Here is a 19,983-nt window from a genome sequence, read left to right as displayed (position 1 = left end):
GCTACTGCGCTTTTTCGTGGCACTCAAATTCCAGCGCATGACGTTTGCGGAACTTCTGTTCAGTCTTTGCACTTAGCGCCAAGTCACGGGTTGGAGAGACGTTTTCGCGCTGCAGAGCAATCTTCATGTCCAGTCGGTTTTCCAGAAAATCCAGAATCTTGTCTTGATTCTCGTATTTGAACACATGATCCGCACCGCAGCCATTGCTGCGCGTGCGGAAAAACTGACTCTGACTGCCGACATCTGCGTATTCGGGGCGGGGTGACTTCATATAGGCCTGAACGTAGTCATCGAAGCTCATGTCGCGGGTCGAGTGCGGATGCCCAATCCGTTCGTCACGGCTACGAAACTTGTACCAACTGCCTAACCAGTCGATTGGTTCCCGGACGACGGCCATGATCTCCATGTCGGTGTCATACATTTTTCGGAAGATATTCTGAAAAAACCTGTCATATCGCCGAACTGGAGCGTGTTTCAATGCGGGAGGACCGGTCACGACAAGGTCCGCCCGGTCTTTCAGCGCTGAGTGATATGCGGTGCTGCCGGTTTTGGGAACAGCCAGAAACGCCAGGCGTTCCTCATAGAAAACAAGCATTTATGTGTCCGCCAGAACGAGTGGTTATCTTTGTACAGTGGCGTAAACGACTCTTTAACACAATTGCCCAAGAGTAAATATTGTAAGTTTTAGTTGAAATGTTCTCTTTTTGATCTCATAAGGAACAAGAGGCGAACAAAGCAGTGATTGCCGCCCGTTCAAGGGTGTGACACAAGGGAAGGCGACAGGACAATGGCGGATCTTCTGACGATGAGCGACAAGAAAAACGCAGACAAGCAAAAGGCGCTCGACAGCGCGCTGGCCCAGATTGAACGGCAGTTCGGCAAAGGCTCGATCATGAAGCTGGGCGAGGATTCCAAACAGGATATCGAGGCCAGCTCGACCGGATCGCTGGGTCTGGACATCGCGCTGGGGATCGGCGGCTTGCCGATGGGCCGGATTGTTGAGATTTACGGGCCAGAAAGCTCGGGCAAGACCACGCTGACGCTGCATTGTATTGCAGAACAGCAAAAGCGTGGCGGTGTCTGTGCGTTCGTTGACGCGGAACACGCGCTGGACCCGCAATATGCTCGTAAGCTGGGTGTCGATCTGGATGAGTTGCTAATCTCGCAGCCCGACACCGGTGAACAGGCGCTTGAGATCACCGATACGCTGGTCCGCTCGGGCGCGGTGAACATGGTTGTGGTCGACTCGGTCGCAGCGCTGACGCCGAAATCCGAGCTTGAGGGCGACATGGGCGACAGTAATGTCGGCGTGCAGGCCCGTCTGATGAGTCAGGCGATGCGCAAGCTGACCGGCTCGATCAGTCGCTCGAACTGTATGGTGATCTTCATCAACCAGATCCGGATGAAAATCGGTGTCATGTTTGGCAGCCCGGAGACGACTACTGGTGGTAACGCGCTGAAATTCTACAGCTCGGTGCGTCTGGACATTCGTCGTATTGGCGCGATCAAGGACCGCGATGAGGTTGTCGGCAATCAGACCCGCGTCAAGGTGGTCAAAAACAAGGTGGCGCCGCCGTTCAAGCAGGTGGAATTCGACATCATGTATGGCGAAGGCATCAGCAAGATGGGCGAGCTGCTGGATCTGGGCGTTAAGGCCGGTGTGGTTGAGAAGTCGGGTTCTTGGTTCAGCTACGGGGACGAGCGGATCGGGCAGGGGCGTGAAAATGCCAAACAATATCTGCGCGATAACAGCCGCTCGGCGCTAGAGATTGAGGACAAAATCCGCGCGGCGCATGGGTTGGATTTCGATATGCCGCCCGGTGCCACTGAGGATGACGATATTTTAGAAGCCTGACGGCATCCCGGAATTGTGAACGCAGGGCGGTCCATTGGGGCCGCCTTGTTTCGTTTGCGCAGCCTCACCTGTGGACTATCCGCAGGGACAGCGATAAACCCGTTTTCGAACAAGATGATTGCGCGCTGAGAGAGCCTTATGCCCACGCTGAACGATATCCGATCGACCTTTCTGAACTATTTCGCCAAACAGGGGCATGAGGTTGTGGCCTCCAGCCCGCTCGTGCCGCGCAATGACCCGACCCTGATGTTCGTGAACTCGGGCATGGTGCAGTTCAAGAACCTGTTCACCGGGCTTGAGACGCGCGACTACAGCCGGGCGACCACTGCGCAGAAATGTGTGCGCGCAGGTGGTAAACACAACGATCTGGACAATGTGGGCTATACCGCGCGCCACCACACATTCTTTGAGATGCTGGGGAATTTCTCGTTTGGGGATTACTTCAAGCATGAGGCGATCCCCTTTGCGTGGGAGCTGATCACCAAGGAATTCGGCATCGACAAGAACCGTCTGCTGACGACGGTTTACCACACCGACGATGAGGCATTCGAAATCTGGAAAAAGGTCGGCGTGCCCGAAGACCGGATCATCCGCATCGCCACCAACGACAATTTCTGGCAGATGGGCCCGACTGGCCCCTGTGGTCCATGCACCGAGATTTTCTATGACCACGGCGATCACATCTGGGGCGGCCCTCCGGGCTCGGCCGAGGAAGATGGCGACCGGTTCATCGAAATCTGGAACATCGTGTTCATGCAGAATGAGCAGTTCGAGGACGGCTCGATGGTGGAACTGGACATGCAGTCTATCGACACGGGCATGGGACTGGAGCGGATTGGCGCTCTGCTACAGGGCAGCCATGACAACTATGACACCGACCTGTTCAAAACGCTGATCGAAGCGTCTGCCGATGCCACCGGTGTTGATCCTTATGGCGATCAGAACGTGCATCACCGCGTGATTGCGGATCACCTGCGGTCGACTTCGTTCCTGATTGCCGATGGCGTGATGCCCAGCAATGACGGCCGTGGCTACGTGCTGCGCCGGATCATGCGGCGCGCCATGCGCCATGCGCATCTGCTGGGCGCGAAAGATCCGGTAATGCATCGCCTTGTGCCCTCGCTGGTGCAGCTTATGGGTGCGCAATATACGGAACTGGGACAGGCGCAGGCGCTGATCGAAGAAACACTGCTGCTTGAGGAAACTCGGTTCAAGCAGACCTTGGATCGTGGTCTGAAACTGCTGGATGATGAGGTCGCGGGCCTGCCCGAAGGTGAGGCTCTGCCCGGTGATGCGGCGTTCAAGCTCTATGACACCTATGGCTTCCCGCTGGATTTGACGCAGGATGCGCTGCGTGAAAAGGGCCGGACCGTGGATACCGACGGGTTCGATGCAGCCATGGCCGAACAAAAGGCCAAGGCGCGCGCTGCATGGGCGGGCTCGGGCGAGGCGGCGGATCAGGCCGTTTGGTTTGACGTGCTGGACAGCGCCGGGGCCACGGATTTCCTTGGCTATGATACCGAAAAAGCCGAAGGGCAGGTGGCTGCTCTGGTCGTGGATGGCGCGCTGGTCGACACCATCGAGCAGGGTGGCGCCGGTTGGGTTATCGTGAACCAGACCCCGTTCTATGGTGAGGCCGGTGGTCAGGTCGGGGATACCGGTGGAATCCGGCGTCTTGAGAATATGCAGGATGTGGCCACGGTCGAAGACACGCGCAAATTTGCCGAAGGTAAGGTCTATGCGCATAAGGTGACCGTCAGCCAGGGCACGCTGTCCAAAGGCGACGGGGTCGAGCTTGAGGTTGATCACACCCGCCGCAGCGCGATCCGGGCAAACCACTCGGCCACGCACCTGCTGCACGAGGCGCTGCGCGAAACGCTGGGCGACCATGTAGCGCAGCGCGGCTCTTTGAACGCGGCGGACCGGCTGCGGTTCGACTTCAGCCACTCCAAAGCGCTGAGCGTCGAAGAACTGCAAAAAGTCGAGCGTGAAGTGAACGCATTCATCCGCCAGAATTCGACCGTCGAGACGCGGATCATGACGCCCGACGACGCGCGTGATCTGGGCGCGCAGGCGCTGTTTGGTGAGAAATACGGTGACGAGGTGCGGGTTGTCTCGATGGGCAAGGCGCCCACGGGTAAAGGTCAGGATGGCGAAACATGGTCGATTGAACTGTGCGGCGGCACCCATGTGCGCCAGACCGGGGACATCGGTACGTTCGTCGTGCTGGGCGACAGCGCTAGCAGCGCCGGCGTGCGCCGGATCGAAGCCCTGACCGGGGATGAGGCGTTCCGCCACCTGTCGGCGCAGGATCAACGGTTGGGCCAGATTGCGTCCGAGTTGAAGGCGCAGCCTGATGATGTGGTTGGCCGCGTGAAGTCCCTGCTGGACGAACGCAAAGCGCTGCAGAACGAAGTGGCCCAACTGCGCCGTGATCTGGCGATGGCGGGCGGCTCGGGGCAGGGCAGTGCCGAGGCGAAGGACGTGAACGGTGTGCCGTTCTTGGCGCAGGCGCTGACCGGCGTTTCTGGAAAAGACCTTCCCGCGCTGATCGATGAACACAAAAGCCGTTTGGGCACGGGCGCGGTTCTGCTGATCGCGGATGCGGGTGGCAAGGCAGCTGTAGCGGCTGGAGTGACCGCGGACCTGACCGAAAAGGTCTCGGCCGTGGATCTGGTGCGCGCCGCAGTGGTCGAGCTGGGGGGCAAGGGCGGCGGTGGACGCCCGGACATGGCGCAAGGCGGTGGCCGAGATGCGTCGAACGCGGATGCGGCCATCAAGGCCGCCGAACAGGTATTGGAGGGGTAACATGCCCGCACTTTGGATCGCACATGTCACTGTGACGGACAATGAGGCTTACGGAAAATACGCCGAGTTGGCGGGTCCGGCGATTGCCGCCCATGGGGGGCAATTCATTGCACGTGCTGCACGCTATGTGCAGCTTGAGGGAAAAGAGCGCCCGCGTAATGTAGTAGCCAGATTCCCTTCGGTCGAAGCTGCTGTCGAGTGTTACAATTCGCCCGACTACCAAAAGGCCCTTGACCACGCACGTGGTGCGAGTGAACGCGAATTGGTCGTCGTCGAAATCACCGAATAGAATCATGAAGGCCGTCTGGTGAATGCTGCCGGACGGCCTAAAGAATGCGCGGATTTCGGCCTATATGTTATCTGACCGTTTCAGTGAATTTAATATTGAGACTTTTTTCGGTTTTTTAAATAATAACAACATCTTGTAATTTTTAAATGCACTTTTCGGTCTCGTTGGTTGCCTCAATTGTGGCAGTAACCCGACAAATTCAGCGCGAAATGGTCATGAAAAGTGACGAATTTCCGCCTCTTTTTCCATCCACCTTAAGCCCAGATTGCGCTGCCGCGTCCGTTTACCGATAGTTTCCTAAATCGGAATACGGTCCTGTCTGTCGACAATCGTTCGGAGAGACCAGGATCGAGGGACAGGCATGAATTCGTTTGTAGAGCAGGCGTTCACCGCGACAGGCAAGGTTTTGGGTGTTTGCGCGATTCTCGCGGCGGTCAGTGTCGTTGGGAAATCTGTGGAAGCCAGCGAAGGAGACTTCATCAGAAGCGTGGCATCTACGCCTCCGCCTGCCGGAGCAAGACAGCTGTGTCGCCAATACTCATGGGCATGTTCCAGCACTGCTTCGGTGGCGATGACAAGCCAGCAGGAATTGCAGATTGTTAAACGCGTGAATCGTAAGATCAATCGGACCACGCGTGAAGTTACGGACCAATCTCAGTATAGAACCGTGGAGAGATGGGCGTTGCCGACCAGACGTGGTGGGGACTGCGAAGACTTTGCTCTTTTGAAAAAAAGAGATCTAATTCGCGCAGGAATTGACCCAAGTAAGTTGCTGATTGCGACGGTGCTGGATACGCGAAGAAATGCGCATGCCGTTTTGGTTTACAGATCCGCAGCGGGTGATCTGGTGCTAGATAATTTGACCAACACGATCAAACCGTGGTCGGATACCCGATATCTTTTCTTACGGATGCAAGACCCACGACAGCCAGAGAATTGGGTGGCTGTCTACCGCCGTAGTTAATTTGTGACCACTCGGTCGATGGAGATTACCAAATAAACGGGGCGCCAATTCTGGCGCCCCGTTTCTTTTGATCTTTGTTTGTATTGTCCGCAACAAGAGTGTTTTACGATCCTCATTGCGTTCAACCAGAGTCAGTTAGTTGAAAACACCACCTGACCCGCCGTTGCCGCCGCCGACACCACCGACATTGCCACCATTGCCGTTGCCGTTGGTGCCGCCGCTGTTGCCGTTGTTGTTGCCGCCGTTTCCGGAACCTTGGCCTGATCCATTTGTGTTACCGCCGCCGTTGCCGGAATTGGGGTTATTCCCGTTACCATTTCCGGGTCCGCCAAAGATGCTGCCACCGTTTCCGTTGCCGTTCCCGTTTCCGGTCCCGTTGCCACCACCATTGCCATTGCCATTGTTGCCGCCACCATTGCCGGTGCCGGGGCCGGACCCTCCGGTGTTGCCACCGCCGTTACCGGGGTTGGGGTTGTTACCATTACCATTTCCTGGGCCGCCGGTTCCACCGCCGCCGCCGGTTCCACCGCCGCCGCCGCCGGTTCCGCCACCGCCGCCGCCGGTTCCACCGCCGCCGCCGCCGGTTCCGCCACCGCCGCCGCCGGTTCCGCCACCGCCGCCGCCGGTTCCGCCACCGCCGCCGCCGGTTCCGCCACCGCCGCCGCCGGTTCCGCCACCGCCGCCGCCGGTTCCACCACCGCCGCCGCCGGTTCCGCCACCGCCGCCGCCGGTTCCACCGCCGCCGCCGCCGGTTCCACCGCCGCCGCCGCCGGTTCCGCCACCGCCGCCGCCGGTTCCGCCACCGCCGCCGCCTGGATTAGTTGGGCCACCGCCTGGGTTCGTTGGGCCACCGCCTGGATTAGTTGGGCCACTGCCTGGATTAGTCGGGCCACCGCCTGGATTAGTTGGACCACTGCCACCGGTACCACCGCCGAAAGCTAGGCCCTCGCCAGGATTTGCGTCGCCATCACCGGATCTTTGATTGTTTGAAATGCTGGCGGTGGGAATATCAGTCAACACGGCTGCGAAAGCCGGACAACTTTCCAATGTTCTGGCCAAGATGTCATCAAAATCAGGCCTGCGTTGCAGGTACCGCAACATCCTGGATTCCACGACCTCACAAGCACAAAGTGTTTCCGTGGAAACGGACTGGCGAGCTGTTTTAATAGTGCACTTCTCGGCAGCCGTAGCTGCCGTTGTCGACACAATTGGAATAGTTGCTGACACAAAAACAATAGATAATAAACGACTTTTAACGCGCATGATTACGCCCCCTGGTACTCTTTAACCTGTGCTACCTGAGCACACCGTTGCCACAATTTAAACATAAATAGATCAATCCCTCGCCGTATTTTCAAGATGTGTGACAACAAGAAAACGGGAAAAAACTCCCGTTATGGTGGAACGATATTGAAAAACAAAAGAAAAGCCCGCCGGAGTGGCGGGCCTTGTTTTTGTTAATTTTGCATTAATGTACGCAAAAATGTCACTAATGGGGCAATGTTTCCAATCAGTGAACTATTTCACTGAAAGGTCTACGTAGATTTTGCCATGCGCTTGCGTTCGTGCGGATCCAAAAAGCGTTTACGCAACCGGATGGCGTTAGGCGTCACCTCAACCAGTTCGTCATCGTCGATATAGGCGATGGCTTCCTCAAGTGAGAACTGAACATGAGGTGTCAGGCGGACGGCGTCGTCCGATCCGCTGGCACGTACGTTGGTCAGTTTTTTGCCCTTAAGTGGGTTCACTTCCAGATCATTGTCCCGTGAATGCTCTCCGATGACCATACCTTGATAGACATCCGTCTGCGGACCCACGAACATGCGGCCACGCTCTTCGAGGTTCCACAGGGCGTAGGCGACGGCCTGTCCGTTCTCCATCGAGATCAGAACACCAGCGCGGCGGCCGGGAATCGGGCCTTTGTGTGCCGCCCAGCCGTGGAACACGCGGTTCAGAACACCGGTTCCGCGCGTGTCTGTCAGGAACTCTCCGTGATAGCCGATCAGTCCGCGCGAAGGCACATGCGCGATGATGCGGGTCTTTCCTGCACCGGCGGGGCGCATTTCGACCAGCTCGCCTTTGCGCGCGCCTGTGATCTTTTCGATCACAGCACCCGAGTATTCATCGTCAACGTCAATCGTGACTTCCTCAATGGGCTCCAGACGCTGGCCGTCTTCTTCGCGGAACAGAACCTGCGGGCGAGAGATGCTGAGCTCGAATCCCTCGCGGCGCATGTTCTCGATCAGAACACCCATCTGCAATTCGCCGCGGCCTGCAACCTCGAAGGCTTCGCCGCCGGGAGTGTCGGTGATGCGGATGGCGACGTTCGATTCGGCCTCTTTCATCAGGCGGTCGCGGATCACACGGGACTGCACCTTTTTGCCGTCGCGACCGGCCAGAGGCGAGTCGTTGATGCCGAAAGTCACAGTGATAGTCGGCGGGTCAATCGGTTGGGCGGGCAGGGCCTCTTCGACCTGAGGTGCGACCAGCGAGTCGGCTACGGTGGCTTTGCTCATGCCCGCGATGGTGACGATGTCACCAGCTTCGGCCACGTCGATGGGCTGTTGCGCCAGGCCGCGGAAGGCCAGGATTTTCGAAGCGCGGAAGTTTTCGATCAGCGTGCCGTCGCGCGACAGCGCCTTGAGGCTGTCGCCCGCCTTCAGCGTACCGCTTTCCACACGGCCGGTCAGGATGCGGCCGATGAACGGGTCGCTTCCCAGCGTGGTGGCCAGCATACGGAACGGCTCGTCTTTCTTTTCGGCTTGTTTGGGGGCCGGGACGTGATCCACGACCAGATCAAACAGCGCGGTCAGGTCCTTGCGGGGGCCGTCCAGTTCCATATCTGCCCAACCAGACCGGCCCGAGGCATACATGGCTGGGAAGTCCAGCTGATCGTCATCGGCACCGAGGTTGGCGAACAGGTCAAAGCACTCATCCAACGCGCGGTCAGGTTCGGCGTCGGGTTTGTCGACTTTGTTCAACACCACGATCGGGCGCAGGCCCAGCGCCAGCGCTTTCGAGGTCACAAACTTGGTCTGGGGCATCGGGCCTTCGGCGGCATCGACCAGCAGAACAACACCGTCGACCATCGAAAGGATACGCTCAACCTCGCCACCGAAATCGGCGTGGCCGGGGGTGTCAACGATGTTGATACGGGTGCCTTTCCACTCGACCGAAGTCGCTTTGGCAAGGATGGTAATCCCGCGCTCGCGCTCCAGATCGTTGCTGTCCATGGCGCGTTCCGCCACAGCCTGATTTTCCCGGAACGCGCCGGATTGTTTAAGCAGCTCATCCACCAGGGTCGTTTTGCCGTGGTCAACGTGAGCGATGATTGCGATATTGCGCAGGTCCATGAGGTCAGCCTTTGAACGGGAAGTTGCCGCGCGCATAACGCGACGCGGCAAAATATGCCAGCCCTAACCGCCCGTCAGTGACCCGTAGTGTTGGAAAACAGGTGAATAACCAGAATTCCAGACAAAATCATGACCAAACCTATCACTGCGGGCCAGTCCAGCCTCTGCCCAAAAACGATAAAACCGATCACAGCAATCAGCACAATGCCCAAGCCCGACCAGATGGCATAAACGATCCCAACTGGCATGAACTTTAGAGTCAAGCCAAGCAGATAGAACGCGATTGCGTAGCCAACCACGACCAATACAGAGGGCCAGAACCGCGTGAATTGCTGACTGGCTTGCAACGCAGTTGTGCCAATCGTTTCTGCGACCACTGCAAAAAGCAGGAAAAGATAGGCTTTGGGCAAAATAAGTCTCGGATTGAATGTTGTTGAGCTCGTTGAACACAGATTTCAGACATCTGGCAAGTTGTTTCGGTTGTTCCTGTGCACAAGTTAGGTGAGGTCAGGATAACCATACTGTTTTTACACGAGCTTTTTGAGATACTGTTCGACCAGTTATCAGTGTTTTTTTAATCAGTAAGCTGTGACGAATTTTGCTAAATCTGTCATCGTCGTATCGGCGATTGTTGTGGCGCTTGGGTGGCTAGCTGGCGGGGGGTCCGCTGAGAGAAGCGCAGCCAAAGATGTTGAGCGGGTAAACGGTTCTCAGGTTTGAGCGTCCGCTGGTACTTGGGGGGGAAAGAGGCGACGTGCCTCTTTCTCTTTTACCATTCAAGTGGTCAACTCTTCTGAGAAATAGTTCTTGAGCTGTGGTTCCAACCAATTCCATAGTTGCGGTGCGCCACGGGTAATCGGGGTGCCAACGCGCGACTCGATCTGCGCGAATGTCACATCGTAGTCGACCCATGATCCACCACCGGTGGCAAGGTTGCCAACAGGTGTTTGAAAACGGTCGACGGCCTTTGCAAATTTGGCATCGGGGCTCTCGGCGGCTTCAAACTCAAGCCACAAGGCTAGGCATTCAGTTCTTTGCTGGTTCGGCAATAGCCCGAAAAGCCGATCGGCCGCCGCTTGTTCCTCGGCTGCTTGCGCCGCGTGGTCGACATGACCATGAATTGGATGATCACCTGCGTCGATTTCGACGATGTCGTGCAGCAGCAACATCCTTAAAACGCGACCAATGTCGACGTCAAATTCGGCGCAGTCTGCTAAGACCCAAGCGAACAGCATGATGTGCCACGAATGCTCGGCCGAGTTTTCAAATCGATCACCAGACAAAAGCCTGGATGCGCGATAGACGGATTTCAGTTGATCGCATACCGCAAGGAACGGCAGCCTATCAGAAAACTCTGAACGTGGAGCAGGTTGGCCGTCGAACAAAGCGTAAGCGGCCTTGAAAGCGTCAGGAAGAGCGGTCTCGAGATAGGCCGCGCGTCCACCGTTCAGATTGTCGCGGACGACCGTCAGATGCTCTGGTTTGGGTTCCGGAGCGTTTAGGACCTGAAACAGAGGTTGGCAGCGATCAAGGCATTTTGCGAATTTCGCATCGGGCGTAGAATCCGCTTCGAACTCCTGCCAAAGCGTCAGAAAAGCGTCGGATTGGTCATCGGGTAACATTCCGAACAGTTCCTGAGCGGCGTTCTGTTCTGCGCGCTCAACCGCCTTCCAGTCGGTTTTCAGATGGATGGGATGGTCACCGACGATGATTTCGACCAGATCATGCAGCAAAAGCATCCGAATGACCCGGTCAATCCGAACATTTGCGTCGGCAAGGGGGGCCATCACCAGTGCCCACAGCGCCAGATGCCAACTGTGTTCCGCCGAGTTTTCTTGCCGGGATTGATCCAGCAGCGTGTTCGCGCGTTCGACCGATTTCAGCTGGTCCGCGCGTTTCAAGAATTCTATTTGCGCGGACAGCCGATCCATCATTTCTTTTCTATCGCCTTAACTTTCTTGCGGTGTTCTGCAAGGCGCTGGATCACGAATTGGCGGGCTTGACGCTCAGACAGGCGCACTCGAATTTCGGTCAGAAATGCCTCTTCCAGCGACTGAGAGGATGCCCCAAGCAGCTCGCCAACTTCGACATAAAAGCGATCCTCGCCGGTTTCATCCATCACCTTCAACGTGTCTTCGGCCAGTCTGCCGGCAAGCGTGGAGACTGTATCCGACATCAGCGTGTGTTCTCGGTCAGGCGGCGCTTCACGTAGTCACTGACATCTGTGATTAACGTGTCCATGTGGCGATCCTGGAAGAAATGGTCGGCGCCTTCCACTTCATTATGAGTGATCGTGATGCCTTTTTGCTCGTGCAGCTTGTTGACCAAGGCAGTGGTGTCTGCGGGCGGGGCCACGCGGTCCGAAGACCCATTGATGATCAAGCCCGAGGACGGGCAAGGTGCGAGGAACGAGAAATCATACATGTTCGCCGGAGGAGACACGCTGATAAAGCCAGTGATCTCGGGTCGGCGCATCAGCAGTTGCATCCCGATCCACGCCCCGAAGGAAAACCCTGCAACCCAGCAGTGTTTCGAGTTGTTGTTCATCGATTGCAGGTAATCCAGTGCGGATGCCGCATCGCTGAGCTCACCCACGCCCTGATCGTACTCACCCTGGCTGCGACCCACACCACGGAAGTTGAACCGCAGAACGGTGAACCCCATGTTGTAGAACGCGTAGTGCAGGTTGTAGACCACCTTGTTGTTCATCGTCCCGCCGAATTGAGGATGCGGGTGAAGCACGATGGCGATCGGTGCGTCTTTTTCCTTTTGCGGGTGGTAGCGGCCTTCCAAGCGGCCTTCTGGTCCGGGAAAAATCACCTCGGGCATGTGTGCGATGGTCCTGTCTTTTTCTTCTGGGTGCCCGGAAATACTTGACGATAATCGTCGGACACCTTAGAACGGTTCTAATTGTGATACTGGGCGCATGAGCGCTGCTTGTCGGAGATACGCACTGGCAGCGGCGGCGTCAATGATTTCGCGCGTAAACTGCCATGAGGGAATGCAAATGAAGCTGTCGACCAAGGGTCGTTATGCGATGGTGGCTCTTGCCGATATCGCCCTTCAGCCCTCGGACGGGCTGGTGACACTCAGCGAGATTTCAGCACGGCAAGACATTTCTCTGCCTTACCTCGAGCAGTTATTCGTCAAGCTACGCAGGGCCGAGCTGGTGTCTTCGGTTCGGGGGCCGGGTGGTGGTTATCGCCTTGCCCGTCCAGCGTCCGAAATTCGCGTTGTTGAGATTCTGGCCGCCGTAGATGAAACAGTCGATGCTTTGCAAAAGGGCGCTGGCGCAACCGGAGCTTTGTCCGGCAGCCGGGCGCAATCCCTAACCAATCGACTATGGGAAGGCCTGAGCGCCCATGTGTATGTGTTCTTGCATCAAACGCGCCTTTCGGACGTGATCAAGAATGACCTCGCACCTTGTCCGGCCGTACCCAGCCTTTTTGCAGTTGTGGACGAATAGGATGGCATTTTCTGAAAACGAACTTCTGCGTTCTAAAAAGGTGAATCCGTGAATCGTATTTACCTGGATCACAATGCCACCACACCTCTGCGTCCAGAGGCTCGCGAGGCGATGATCTCCGCAATGGAGATTTGCGGCAACCCGTCCTCGGTCCACGCTGAAGGGCGCGCAGCCAAGGCGCTGGTCGAGCGCGCAAGAGCACAGATTGCGGCTGCCTTTGGGGCCGAAGGGGCTGATGTCGTGTTTACTTCGGGTTCGACCGAAGGGGCTGCGCTGACACTAGAGGGGCGGGGCCTGCATGGGGCTGCGATCGAACATGATGCGGTCCGCGCGTGGGCAGTGGAAGATTTGAGCGTGTCGAAAGAAGGTATGGTTGCGGTTTCAGCGCCGGACCAATCGACGCTGCAATACGCGAATTCCGAGACAGGGATCGTTCAATCATTGCCGGCAGGGTTGGCGGTGACCGATGCGACTCAGGCGTTTGGAAAATTACCGATCGCGTTCAACTGGCTGGACACTCAGATGGCGCTGGTCTCGGCGCACAAACTTGGTGGTCCAAAAGGCATCGGGGCTGTTGTGATGAAGCGCGGCACGGATTTGCCCGCCCGGATCAAGGGTGGCGGTCAGGAAATGGGACGTCGCTCCGGGACAGAAAATGTTATTGGAATAGCAGGGTTCGGGGCCGCAGCTGACGCGGCAGCGCGCGATCTGGCCAATGGTGTTTGGGAGCAGGTCAAAGAATTTAGAAATATTCTAGAAAAGGCCCTTGAGGCCGGTTCTAAATCTACTATTTTTGTCGGGAAAGATCAGGAACGCCTGCCGAACACCCTGTGCTTCGCCACCCCCGGTTGGAAGGGTGAGACGCAGGTCATGCAGATGGATCTGTCTGGATTTGCGATTAGCGCAGGTTCGGCCTGTTCCAGCGGCAAGGTACGTGCAAGTGCGGTACTGACCGCGATGGGATTTGACGAGGTCACAGCTGCCAGCGCAATTCGCGTTTCGCTGGGGCCTGCGACAACGGAAGAAGATGTGCTGCGTTTCGCTGAAACGTGGCTTGAAAAAGAGAAAAAGCATCGCGCGCGGGCCGCGTGATCAGACGGAGGGTGTCTTATGGCCGCTTTGGACCAGACCCAGGTAAAAGAGGGTGTCGATCAGGAAACCGTGGATGCGGTGCGCGAGGTCGGAACCTATAAATACGGCTGGGAAACCGATATTGAGATGGAATACGCGCCCAAGGGCGTGAACCCTGATATCGTCCGCCTGATCTCGGAAAAGAACGAAGAGCCAGAGTGGATGACCGAATGGCGTCTGGCCGCGTTCGAGCGCTGGACTCAGATGGATGAGCCGAACTGGGCGATGGTCAGCTATCCCAAGATCGATTTTCAGGACCAGTATTACTATGCCCGTCCCAAGTCGATGGAGGAAAAGCCCAAGTCCTTGGATGAAGTCGATCCCAAGCTGCTGGCTACTTACGAAAAGCTGGGTATCCCTCTGAAAGAACAGATGATTTTGGCGGGTGTAGAAGGTGCCGAGGATGCCCCGGCTGAGGGTCGCAAGGTTGCCGTGGACGCGGTGTTCGACTCGGTTTCTGTTGGAACCACGTTCCAGGAAGAGCTGAAGAAAGCAGGTGTCATCTTCTGCTCGATCTCTGAGGCGATCAAAGAGCACCCCGAATTGGTCAAGAAGTATCTGGGTTCGGTGGTTCCGGTCTCGGACAACTTTTACGCCACGCTGAACTCGGCCGTGTTCTCGGATGGCTCGTTCGTTTACATCCCGCCGGGCGTGCGCTGCCCGATGGAGCTGAGCACCTATTTCCGTATCAACGCGGAGAACACAGGCCAATTTGAACGCACGCTGATCATTGCCGATAAGGGCTCGTACGTGTCGTATTTGGAGGGCTGCACCGCACCCCAGCGCGATACCGCACAGCTGCACGCGGCTGTGGTCGAGATCATCATCGAAGAAGACGCCGAGGTGAAGTACTCGACCGTTCAGAACTGGTTCCCCGGTGATGAGAATGGCAAGGGTGGCATCTATAACTTTGTGACCAAACGCGCCGATTGCCGGGGCGACCGGTCCAAGGTGATGTGGACGCAGGTCGAGACCGGTTCGGCTGTAACCTGGAAATACCCGTCCTGCATCCTGCGGGGCGAGGAAAGCCAGGGCGAGTTCTATTCGATCGCCATCGCCAACAACTATCAGCAGGCCGATACCGGTACGAAGATGGTTCATCTGGGCAAGAACACCAAGTCGCGCATCGTGTCTAAGGGGATTAGCGCGGGCAAGGCGCAGAACACCTATCGCGGTCTGGTTTCGATGCATCCCAAGGCTAAGAACAGCCGCAACTATACCCAGTGCGACAGCTTGCTGATCGGCGACAAATGCGGGGCGCATACAGTGCCTTACATCGAGGTCAAGAACAACTCGTCCCGTGTGGAGCATGAGGCGACGACGTCCAAGGTGGATGACGATCAGCTGTTTTACTGCCGACAGCGCGGTATGGACGAGGAAGAGGCCGTGGCGCTGGTGGTAAACGGGTTCTGCAAGGACGTGTTGCAGGCGTTGCCGATGGAGTTTGCCATGGAAGCACAACAGCTTGTTGCGATCAGCCTTGAGGGTTCGGTCGGCTAAAGCCGCATCATTTCGAAATTCACAAAATATCGGGGCCGCGCGGTCCCTTGCGCTACGCAAAAGGGTAAAAAATGCTGGAAATCAAAAACCTGCACGTGAAACTTGAGGAAGAAGAAAAGCAAATCCTCAAAGGTGTCGATCTGACGGTCGAGGCCGGTAAGGTGCACGCGATCATGGGGCCGAATGGCTCGGGCAAGTCGACGCTCAGCTATGTGCTTTCGGGGCGCGACGGGTATGAAGTGACCGATGGGTCGGCGACTCTGGACGGCGAAGATCTGCTGGAGATGGAACCGGAAGAGCGCGCCGCCGCTGGTGTCTTTCTGGCGTTCCAATACCCGGTCGAAATTCCGGGCGTGGGCAACATGACCTTCCTGCGCACTGCCGTGAACGCCCAGCGCAAGGCGCGCGGCGAGGATGAGCTGTCGGCGGCTGACTTCCTGAAAGAAGTCCGCGCCAAGGCCAAGTCGCTGAAGATCGACGCAGACATGCTGAAACGCCCTGTCAATGTTGGCTTCTCGGGCGGTGAGAAAAAGCGCAACGAGATCCTGCAAATGGCGATGCTCGAACCCAAGATGTGCATCTTGGACGAAACCGACTCGGGTCTGGATGTGGACGCAATGAAGCTGGTGGCCGAGGGTGTGAACGCGTTGCGCGACGAAGGACGTGGGTTCCTGGTGATCACGCACTATCAGCGTTTGTTGGATCACATCAAACCGGACGTTGTGCACATTATGGCGGACGGCAAGATCGTCAAAACCGGTGGCCCCGATCTGGCGCTGGAAGTTGAAAACAACGGTTACGCAGACATTCTGGCCGAGGTGAACTGATGGCATTGCCCGAAGTGAAACAAACCGCAACCGAGGCGCGGCTGGCCAATCTGGTCATGCCCGACGCCGGTTGCACTCGAGCCGCGCGCGAAGACGCGCTGGCCCGTGTGCTGGAAATGGGTCTGCCCGGTCGCCGGGATGAGTATTGGAAATACACCCGCCCGGATACGCTGGTCGCGCCCGAGGCCCCTCGGGCCGCGCTGTTCGATCCGGATGAGGCCATGCTGTTCGCCGATCTGGACCGTTTGAAGATCGTTTTCGTCGATGGTGTTTTCAGCCCTGAGGAATCCGATGACCTGACGCTGGAAGGTGTCACTATCGATCGGATCGAGGACATTTGCTTCAAGGATATTCATTGGGCGAAAGAGCTGTACGGCGTGCTTGAAGCGCGTGGTCAATCACCTGTGCAACGTCCTCTGGCGGCGTTGAATACGGCCTTCGCGGCGGATGGGATCGCGATCCATGTCTCGGGCAAACCGTCCAAGCCGATCAGCTTTATCTATCGCCATGCCTCTGAAACCTCGGACGCGATGCTGCACCATATCATCCGTGTCGAAAGCGGTGCCGAGGTGACGATCCTTGAAAACGGCCCGGCGGCTTCGCGTTTCAACAAATGCATGGAGATCGACATTGCCGATGGTGGGGTGTTGCATCACGTTCGGGCGCAAGGCCGCGATCACGAGCGTCGTGCCGCGACCCACATGTTCACGCGTCTGGGGCAGGAATCGGTCTACAAATCCTTCACCCTGACTGTGAATGGCGTGCTGACGCGCAACGAACAGGTGGTCGAGCTGACCGGAGACGATTCGGTGGCCCACGTTGCGGGTGCCTGCGTCGGTGACGGCGACTTCCATCATGACGATACCGTCTTTATCACTCATGACGCTGTGAATTGTGAAAGCCGCCAGGTGTTTAAGAAAGTGCTGCGCAACGGCGCGACCGGCGTGTTCCAGGGCAAGATCCTCGTTAAGGAGGGCGCTCAGAAGACCGATGGTTATCAGATCAGCCAGTCTCTGCTGTTGGATGACGACAGCCAGTTCCTCGCCAAGCCCGAGCTTGAGATCTATGCCGATGACGTGGCGTGTTCGCACGGCTCGACCTCAGGTGCGATTGATGAAACGGCGCTGTTCTATCTGCGCTCGCGCGGGGTTCCGACCAAAGAGGCGACCAACATGCTGACGCTGGCGTTTCTGGCGGAGGCCGTGGACGAGATCGAGGACGATGCCCTGTCGCAGGCCATTGTCGATCGCCTTGAAGGCTGGATGTCGCGGCACAGCTAATGCCGGTAACGTCGGATATAGTGGCCACATATCGGGGGCCGGGGCGCGTTGTGCGTCGGCTTCTTGAACTGGGACAGCGCGAAGATCGGGCTTTGGTCTTTGTGATGGCGTTTTGTGTGGTGGCGTTCATCGCACAACTACCCAGTTTGTCCCGCCGTGCGCATCTTGAAGGTCTTGAGTTGAACATGCTTATGGGCGGTGCGCTTTTGGGCACTGTCATCATCCTGCCGCTGTTTTTCTACGCATTGGCCTTTGTGTCATATGGCGCGGCACGGCTGGTCGGAGGCAAAGGATCAGCCTATGGCGCCCGGGTGGCGCTGTTCTGGGCGCTTTTGTCGTCGACACCTTTGGTGTTGCTGAATGGCCTTGTGGCAGGCTTTATCGGGCCGGGTCCGGCATTGACGGGTGTTGGATTGATCTGGTTTGTGGTCTTTCTGTGGTTCTGGCTCTCGGGCCTCAGACAGGCGCAGAGGGTGTCGCAATGACAGTTCAGTCCGTACTAAACCTAGCTGTTCTAACAGTGACCAAACCTTCTGATGCCGCGCGGCGATTACTGGCTTTGCAGCCAGGGCGCGAGGTTCTTTGGCTGGCATTTTTCCTGGCTATTGTGATGAACAGCTTGGGCCAGGTTGGTATCCAGCAGCTTGTCCCGGTGCCGCCAGGTGAAATCGCCTTGCCACCCGAGCCTATTGTCCTGGGTTTGCTGAGGTCGGCCGGGGCAATGATGTTCAGTATCGTTGCGTTTCTTGTGATCGGACGCTTTCTTGGTGGGGTGGCCACGTTCAACGACTTCATGATCCTGATGGTCTGGTTGCAGTTCCTTCAGGTTGCAGCGCTGGTCTTAACGCTGGTGGTTTCGTTGGTGTTGCCCTTCTTGCTGGTGATGTTTGTGGTGGCGACTTTGATAATCAGCCTTTACGTCACACTCCATTTCATCAATGAAGCGCATAAGTTCGGTTCGATCTTAAAATCCTTTGGGGTCATCGTGTTGTCTGCACTGGTTGCAGTCCCATTTGTCCTCATGTTGGTGCCCAGCGGCCCTGTCTAGGGAAGAAAATACCATGTATGACGTACATAAAATCCGTGCGGACTTTCCGATCCTGTCCCGAGAGGTGAACGGAAAGCCACTGACATATCTGGATAACGGAGCATCGGCGCAAAAGCCGCAGGTTGTGATTGATGCAGTCACACGCGCCTATGCCGAGGAGTACTCCAACGTACACCGTGGACTGCACTATCTGTCCAATCTGGCGACCGAGAAATACGAATCCGTGCGCGGCACCATTGCGCGCTTTCTGGGCGCGGCGGATGAGGATGAGATCGTTCTGAACTCGGGTACGACCGAAGGCATCAATCTGGTCGCCTATGGCTGGGCGATGCCGCGCCTGGAGGCCGGGGATGAGATCGTGCTTTCCGTGATGGAACACCACGCCAACATCGTCCCTTGGCATTTTCTTCGGGAACGGCAGGGCGTTGTCCTGAAATGGGTTGATGTGGATTCTGAAGGAGGGCTGGACCCTCAGGCGGTCATCGATGCCATTGGCCCCAAGACCAAACTGGTCGCGGTCACTCAGTGTTCGAATGTTTTGGGTACTGTGGTTGATGTAAAGGCGATCACCCAAGGCGCGCATGCCAAGGGTGTCCCGGTTCTGGTCGATGGCAGCCAGGGTTCAGTACATATGCCGGTCAATGTTCAGGACATCGGTTGTGACTTTTACGCGATCACTGGGCACAAGCTCTATGGCCCATCCGGGTCTGGTGCGATCTACATAAAGTCCGAACGTATGGCTGAGATGCGTCCCTTTATCGGGGGCGGCGACATGATCAAAGAGGTCAGCAAGGATCAGGTGATCTATAATGATCCACCGATGAAGTTCGAGGCCGGAACGCCGGGTATTGTGCAAACTATCGGGTTGGGCGTGGCGCTGGACTACATGATGGATTTGGGGATGGAGAACATCGCCTCCCATGAAGCAGGTATTCGTGATTACGCGATGGAGCGGCTGACGGGGCTCAACTGGTTGCAGGTTCAGGGCACCCGTGCTGACAAGGCCGCCATTTTCAGCTTTACGCTGGACGGGGCGGGGCACGCGCATGATGTTTCCACCATTCTGGACAAGAAAGGTGTCGCGGTGCGCGCTGGTCATCATTGCGCCGGTCCGTTGATGGATTTCTACGGAGTCACTGCCACCTGCCGGGCGAGCTTTGGCCTTTATAACACCAAAGAAGAGGTCGATACACTGATCGACGCGCTGGAATTGGCGCATGATCTGTTTGCGTGAAACCTGACTGATCTGGGCAGATTTGCAGTTGCACCCGGATCGGAACAAGGTTAGCTAACAGCCAAGGCACCTGTAGCTCAGCTGGATAGAGCGCTGCCCTCCGAAGGCAGAGGCCAGAGGTTCGAATCCTCTCAGGTGCGCCATAATTCCGATAAAACCGCGTTGAAAAGATTGGGTGTTTCCATTTTGGGAATTCCCGTTGAATTTGATTTTTCGGAAAACTTGCGG

19 protein-coding genes and 1 tRNA gene are annotated in these 19,983 nt (G+C 57.0%); 13 read left to right on the top strand and 7 right to left on the bottom strand.

Features of this window, described 5'->3' with window-relative positions; translation table 11 throughout:
• Position 1: 1 nt before the first annotated feature.
• Positions 2-595: a sulfotransferase family 2 domain-containing protein gene (locus ABWV79_RS01125; RefSeq protein WP_353389823.1), complete on the bottom strand. Its 594-nt coding sequence runs from the start codon at positions 593-595 to the stop codon at positions 2-4.
• A 192-nt stretch (positions 596-787) separates the two neighbouring features.
• Between ABWV79_RS01125 and recA the strand changes: the two genes are divergently transcribed.
• The 4 genes from recA to ABWV79_RS01105 all read left to right on the top strand — a co-directional run bounded on the left by recA (position 788) and on the right by ABWV79_RS01105 (position 5,916).
• On the top strand, positions 788-1,855 hold the full coding sequence (gene recA / locus ABWV79_RS01120) for a recombinase RecA (protein ID WP_170354230.1): 1,068 nt from the start codon (positions 788-790) through the stop codon (positions 1,853-1,855).
• A gap of 138 nt (positions 1,856-1,993) precedes the next feature.
• Positions 1,994-4,663 (top strand): alanine--tRNA ligase, encoded by a 2,670-nt coding sequence (alaS, locus tag ABWV79_RS01115; protein ID WP_353389821.1) that lies wholly within the window; start codon positions 1,994-1,996, stop codon positions 4,661-4,663.
• A 1-nt stretch (position 4,664) separates the two neighbouring features.
• Positions 4,665-4,952, top strand: a complete 288-nt coding sequence (locus ABWV79_RS01110; RefSeq protein WP_209194592.1) for a DUF1330 domain-containing protein — start codon at positions 4,665-4,667, stop codon at positions 4,950-4,952.
• A 361-nt stretch (positions 4,953-5,313) separates the two neighbouring features.
• A complete protein-coding gene (locus tag ABWV79_RS01105; RefSeq protein ID WP_353389819.1) occupies positions 5,314-5,916 on the top strand; it encodes a transglutaminase-like cysteine peptidase in 603 nt (200 codons plus the stop codon).
• 135 nt (positions 5,917-6,051) lie between these two features.
• Here ABWV79_RS01105 and ABWV79_RS01100 read toward each other — a convergent pair whose 3' ends face one another.
• The 6 genes from ABWV79_RS01100 to ABWV79_RS01075 all read right to left on the bottom strand — a co-directional run bounded on the left by ABWV79_RS01100 (position 6,052) and on the right by ABWV79_RS01075 (position 12,098).
• Positions 6,052-6,933 carry a hypothetical protein gene (locus tag ABWV79_RS01100; RefSeq protein WP_353389817.1) on the bottom strand — a complete coding sequence of 294 codons (882 nt, stop codon included), beginning with the start codon at positions 6,931-6,933 and terminating at the stop codon, positions 6,052-6,054.
• 518 nt (positions 6,934-7,451) lie between these two features.
• On the bottom strand, positions 7,452-9,269 hold the full coding sequence (gene typA / locus ABWV79_RS01095) for a translational GTPase TypA (protein WP_353389815.1): 1,818 nt from the start codon (positions 9,267-9,269) through the stop codon (positions 7,452-7,454).
• Between the two features lie 74 nt (positions 9,270-9,343).
• Complete coding sequence (locus ABWV79_RS01090; RefSeq protein WP_353389813.1) at positions 9,344-9,679, bottom strand: DMT family transporter; 336 nt, start codon at positions 9,677-9,679, stop codon at positions 9,344-9,346.
• 366 nt (positions 9,680-10,045) lie between these two features.
• The gene (locus ABWV79_RS01085; RefSeq protein WP_353389812.1) at positions 10,046-11,203 is read right to left on the bottom strand and encodes an HD domain-containing protein; all 1,158 of its coding nucleotides are present in this window, start codon (positions 11,201-11,203) and stop codon (positions 10,046-10,048) included.
• The gene (locus tag ABWV79_RS01080) at positions 11,200-11,445 is read right to left on the bottom strand and encodes a hypothetical protein (RefSeq protein ID WP_209197259.1); all 246 of its coding nucleotides are present in this window, start codon (positions 11,443-11,445) and stop codon (positions 11,200-11,202) included. Before ABWV79_RS01080 ends, ABWV79_RS01085 begins: the two co-directional genes overlap by 4 nt.
• Positions 11,445-12,098, bottom strand: a complete 654-nt coding sequence (locus ABWV79_RS01075) for an alpha/beta hydrolase (RefSeq protein ID WP_142633729.1) — start codon at positions 12,096-12,098, stop codon at positions 11,445-11,447. The genes ABWV79_RS01080 and ABWV79_RS01075 overlap by 1 nt, the downstream gene beginning before the upstream one ends.
• A 178-nt stretch (positions 12,099-12,276) precedes the next feature.
• On the opposite strand from ABWV79_RS01075, the gene iscR reads away from it, so the two are divergent.
• The 9 genes from iscR (at position 12,277) to ABWV79_RS01030 (ending at position 19,898) form a co-directional block, all read left to right on the top strand.
• On the top strand, positions 12,277-12,735 hold the full coding sequence (gene iscR, locus ABWV79_RS01070) for a Fe-S cluster assembly transcriptional regulator IscR (RefSeq protein ID WP_170354223.1): 459 nt from the start codon (positions 12,277-12,279) through the stop codon (positions 12,733-12,735).
• A 48-nt stretch (positions 12,736-12,783) separates the two neighbouring features.
• Entirely contained in the window at positions 12,784-13,827 is a 1,044-nt protein-coding gene (locus ABWV79_RS01065) for a cysteine desulfurase family protein (RefSeq protein WP_353389809.1), read from the top strand.
• A gap of 18 nt (positions 13,828-13,845) precedes the next feature.
• On the top strand, positions 13,846-15,366 hold the full coding sequence (gene sufB / locus ABWV79_RS01060) for a Fe-S cluster assembly protein SufB (protein ID WP_170782412.1): 1,521 nt from the start codon (positions 13,846-13,848) through the stop codon (positions 15,364-15,366).
• Between the two features lie 71 nt (positions 15,367-15,437).
• Positions 15,438-16,193 carry a Fe-S cluster assembly ATPase SufC gene (gene sufC, locus ABWV79_RS01055; RefSeq protein WP_170553354.1) on the top strand — a complete coding sequence of 252 codons (756 nt, stop codon included), beginning with the start codon at positions 15,438-15,440 and terminating at the stop codon, positions 16,191-16,193.
• Complete coding sequence (locus ABWV79_RS01050) at positions 16,193-17,473, top strand: SufB/SufD family protein (RefSeq protein WP_353389806.1); 1,281 nt, start codon at positions 16,193-16,195, stop codon at positions 17,471-17,473. The genes sufC and ABWV79_RS01050 overlap by 1 nt, the downstream gene beginning before the upstream one ends.
• Positions 17,473-17,958: a YIP1 family protein gene (locus ABWV79_RS01045; RefSeq protein ID WP_170751278.1), complete on the top strand. Its 486-nt coding sequence runs from the start codon at positions 17,473-17,475 to the stop codon at positions 17,956-17,958. Before ABWV79_RS01050 ends, ABWV79_RS01045 begins: the two co-directional genes overlap by 1 nt.
• Positions 17,955-18,521 carry a YIP1 family protein gene (locus tag ABWV79_RS01040; protein ID WP_170354217.1) on the top strand — a complete coding sequence of 189 codons (567 nt, stop codon included), beginning with the start codon at positions 17,955-17,957 and terminating at the stop codon, positions 18,519-18,521. The genes ABWV79_RS01045 and ABWV79_RS01040 overlap by 4 nt, the downstream gene beginning before the upstream one ends.
• Positions 18,522-18,534: 13 nt before the next feature.
• Positions 18,535-19,755 carry a cysteine desulfurase gene (locus ABWV79_RS01035; RefSeq protein ID WP_353389804.1) on the top strand — a complete coding sequence of 407 codons (1,221 nt, stop codon included), beginning with the start codon at positions 18,535-18,537 and terminating at the stop codon, positions 19,753-19,755.
• A gap of 66 nt (positions 19,756-19,821) precedes the next feature.
• Positions 19,822-19,898: transfer RNA gene (locus ABWV79_RS01030), tRNA-Arg, on the top strand.
• The last annotated feature ends 85 nt before the right edge of the window (positions 19,899-19,983 follow it).

Origin of the sequence: Ruegeria sp. HU-ET01832, from assembly GCF_040371315.1 — a bacterium.
GTDB classification, from domain to species: domain Bacteria; phylum Pseudomonadota; class Alphaproteobacteria; order Rhodobacterales; family Rhodobacteraceae; genus Ruegeria; species Ruegeria lacuscaerulensis_A.
The sequence above is the reverse complement of the archived record's forward strand: the minus strand, read 5'-3'. Positions and strand labels throughout refer to the sequence as shown.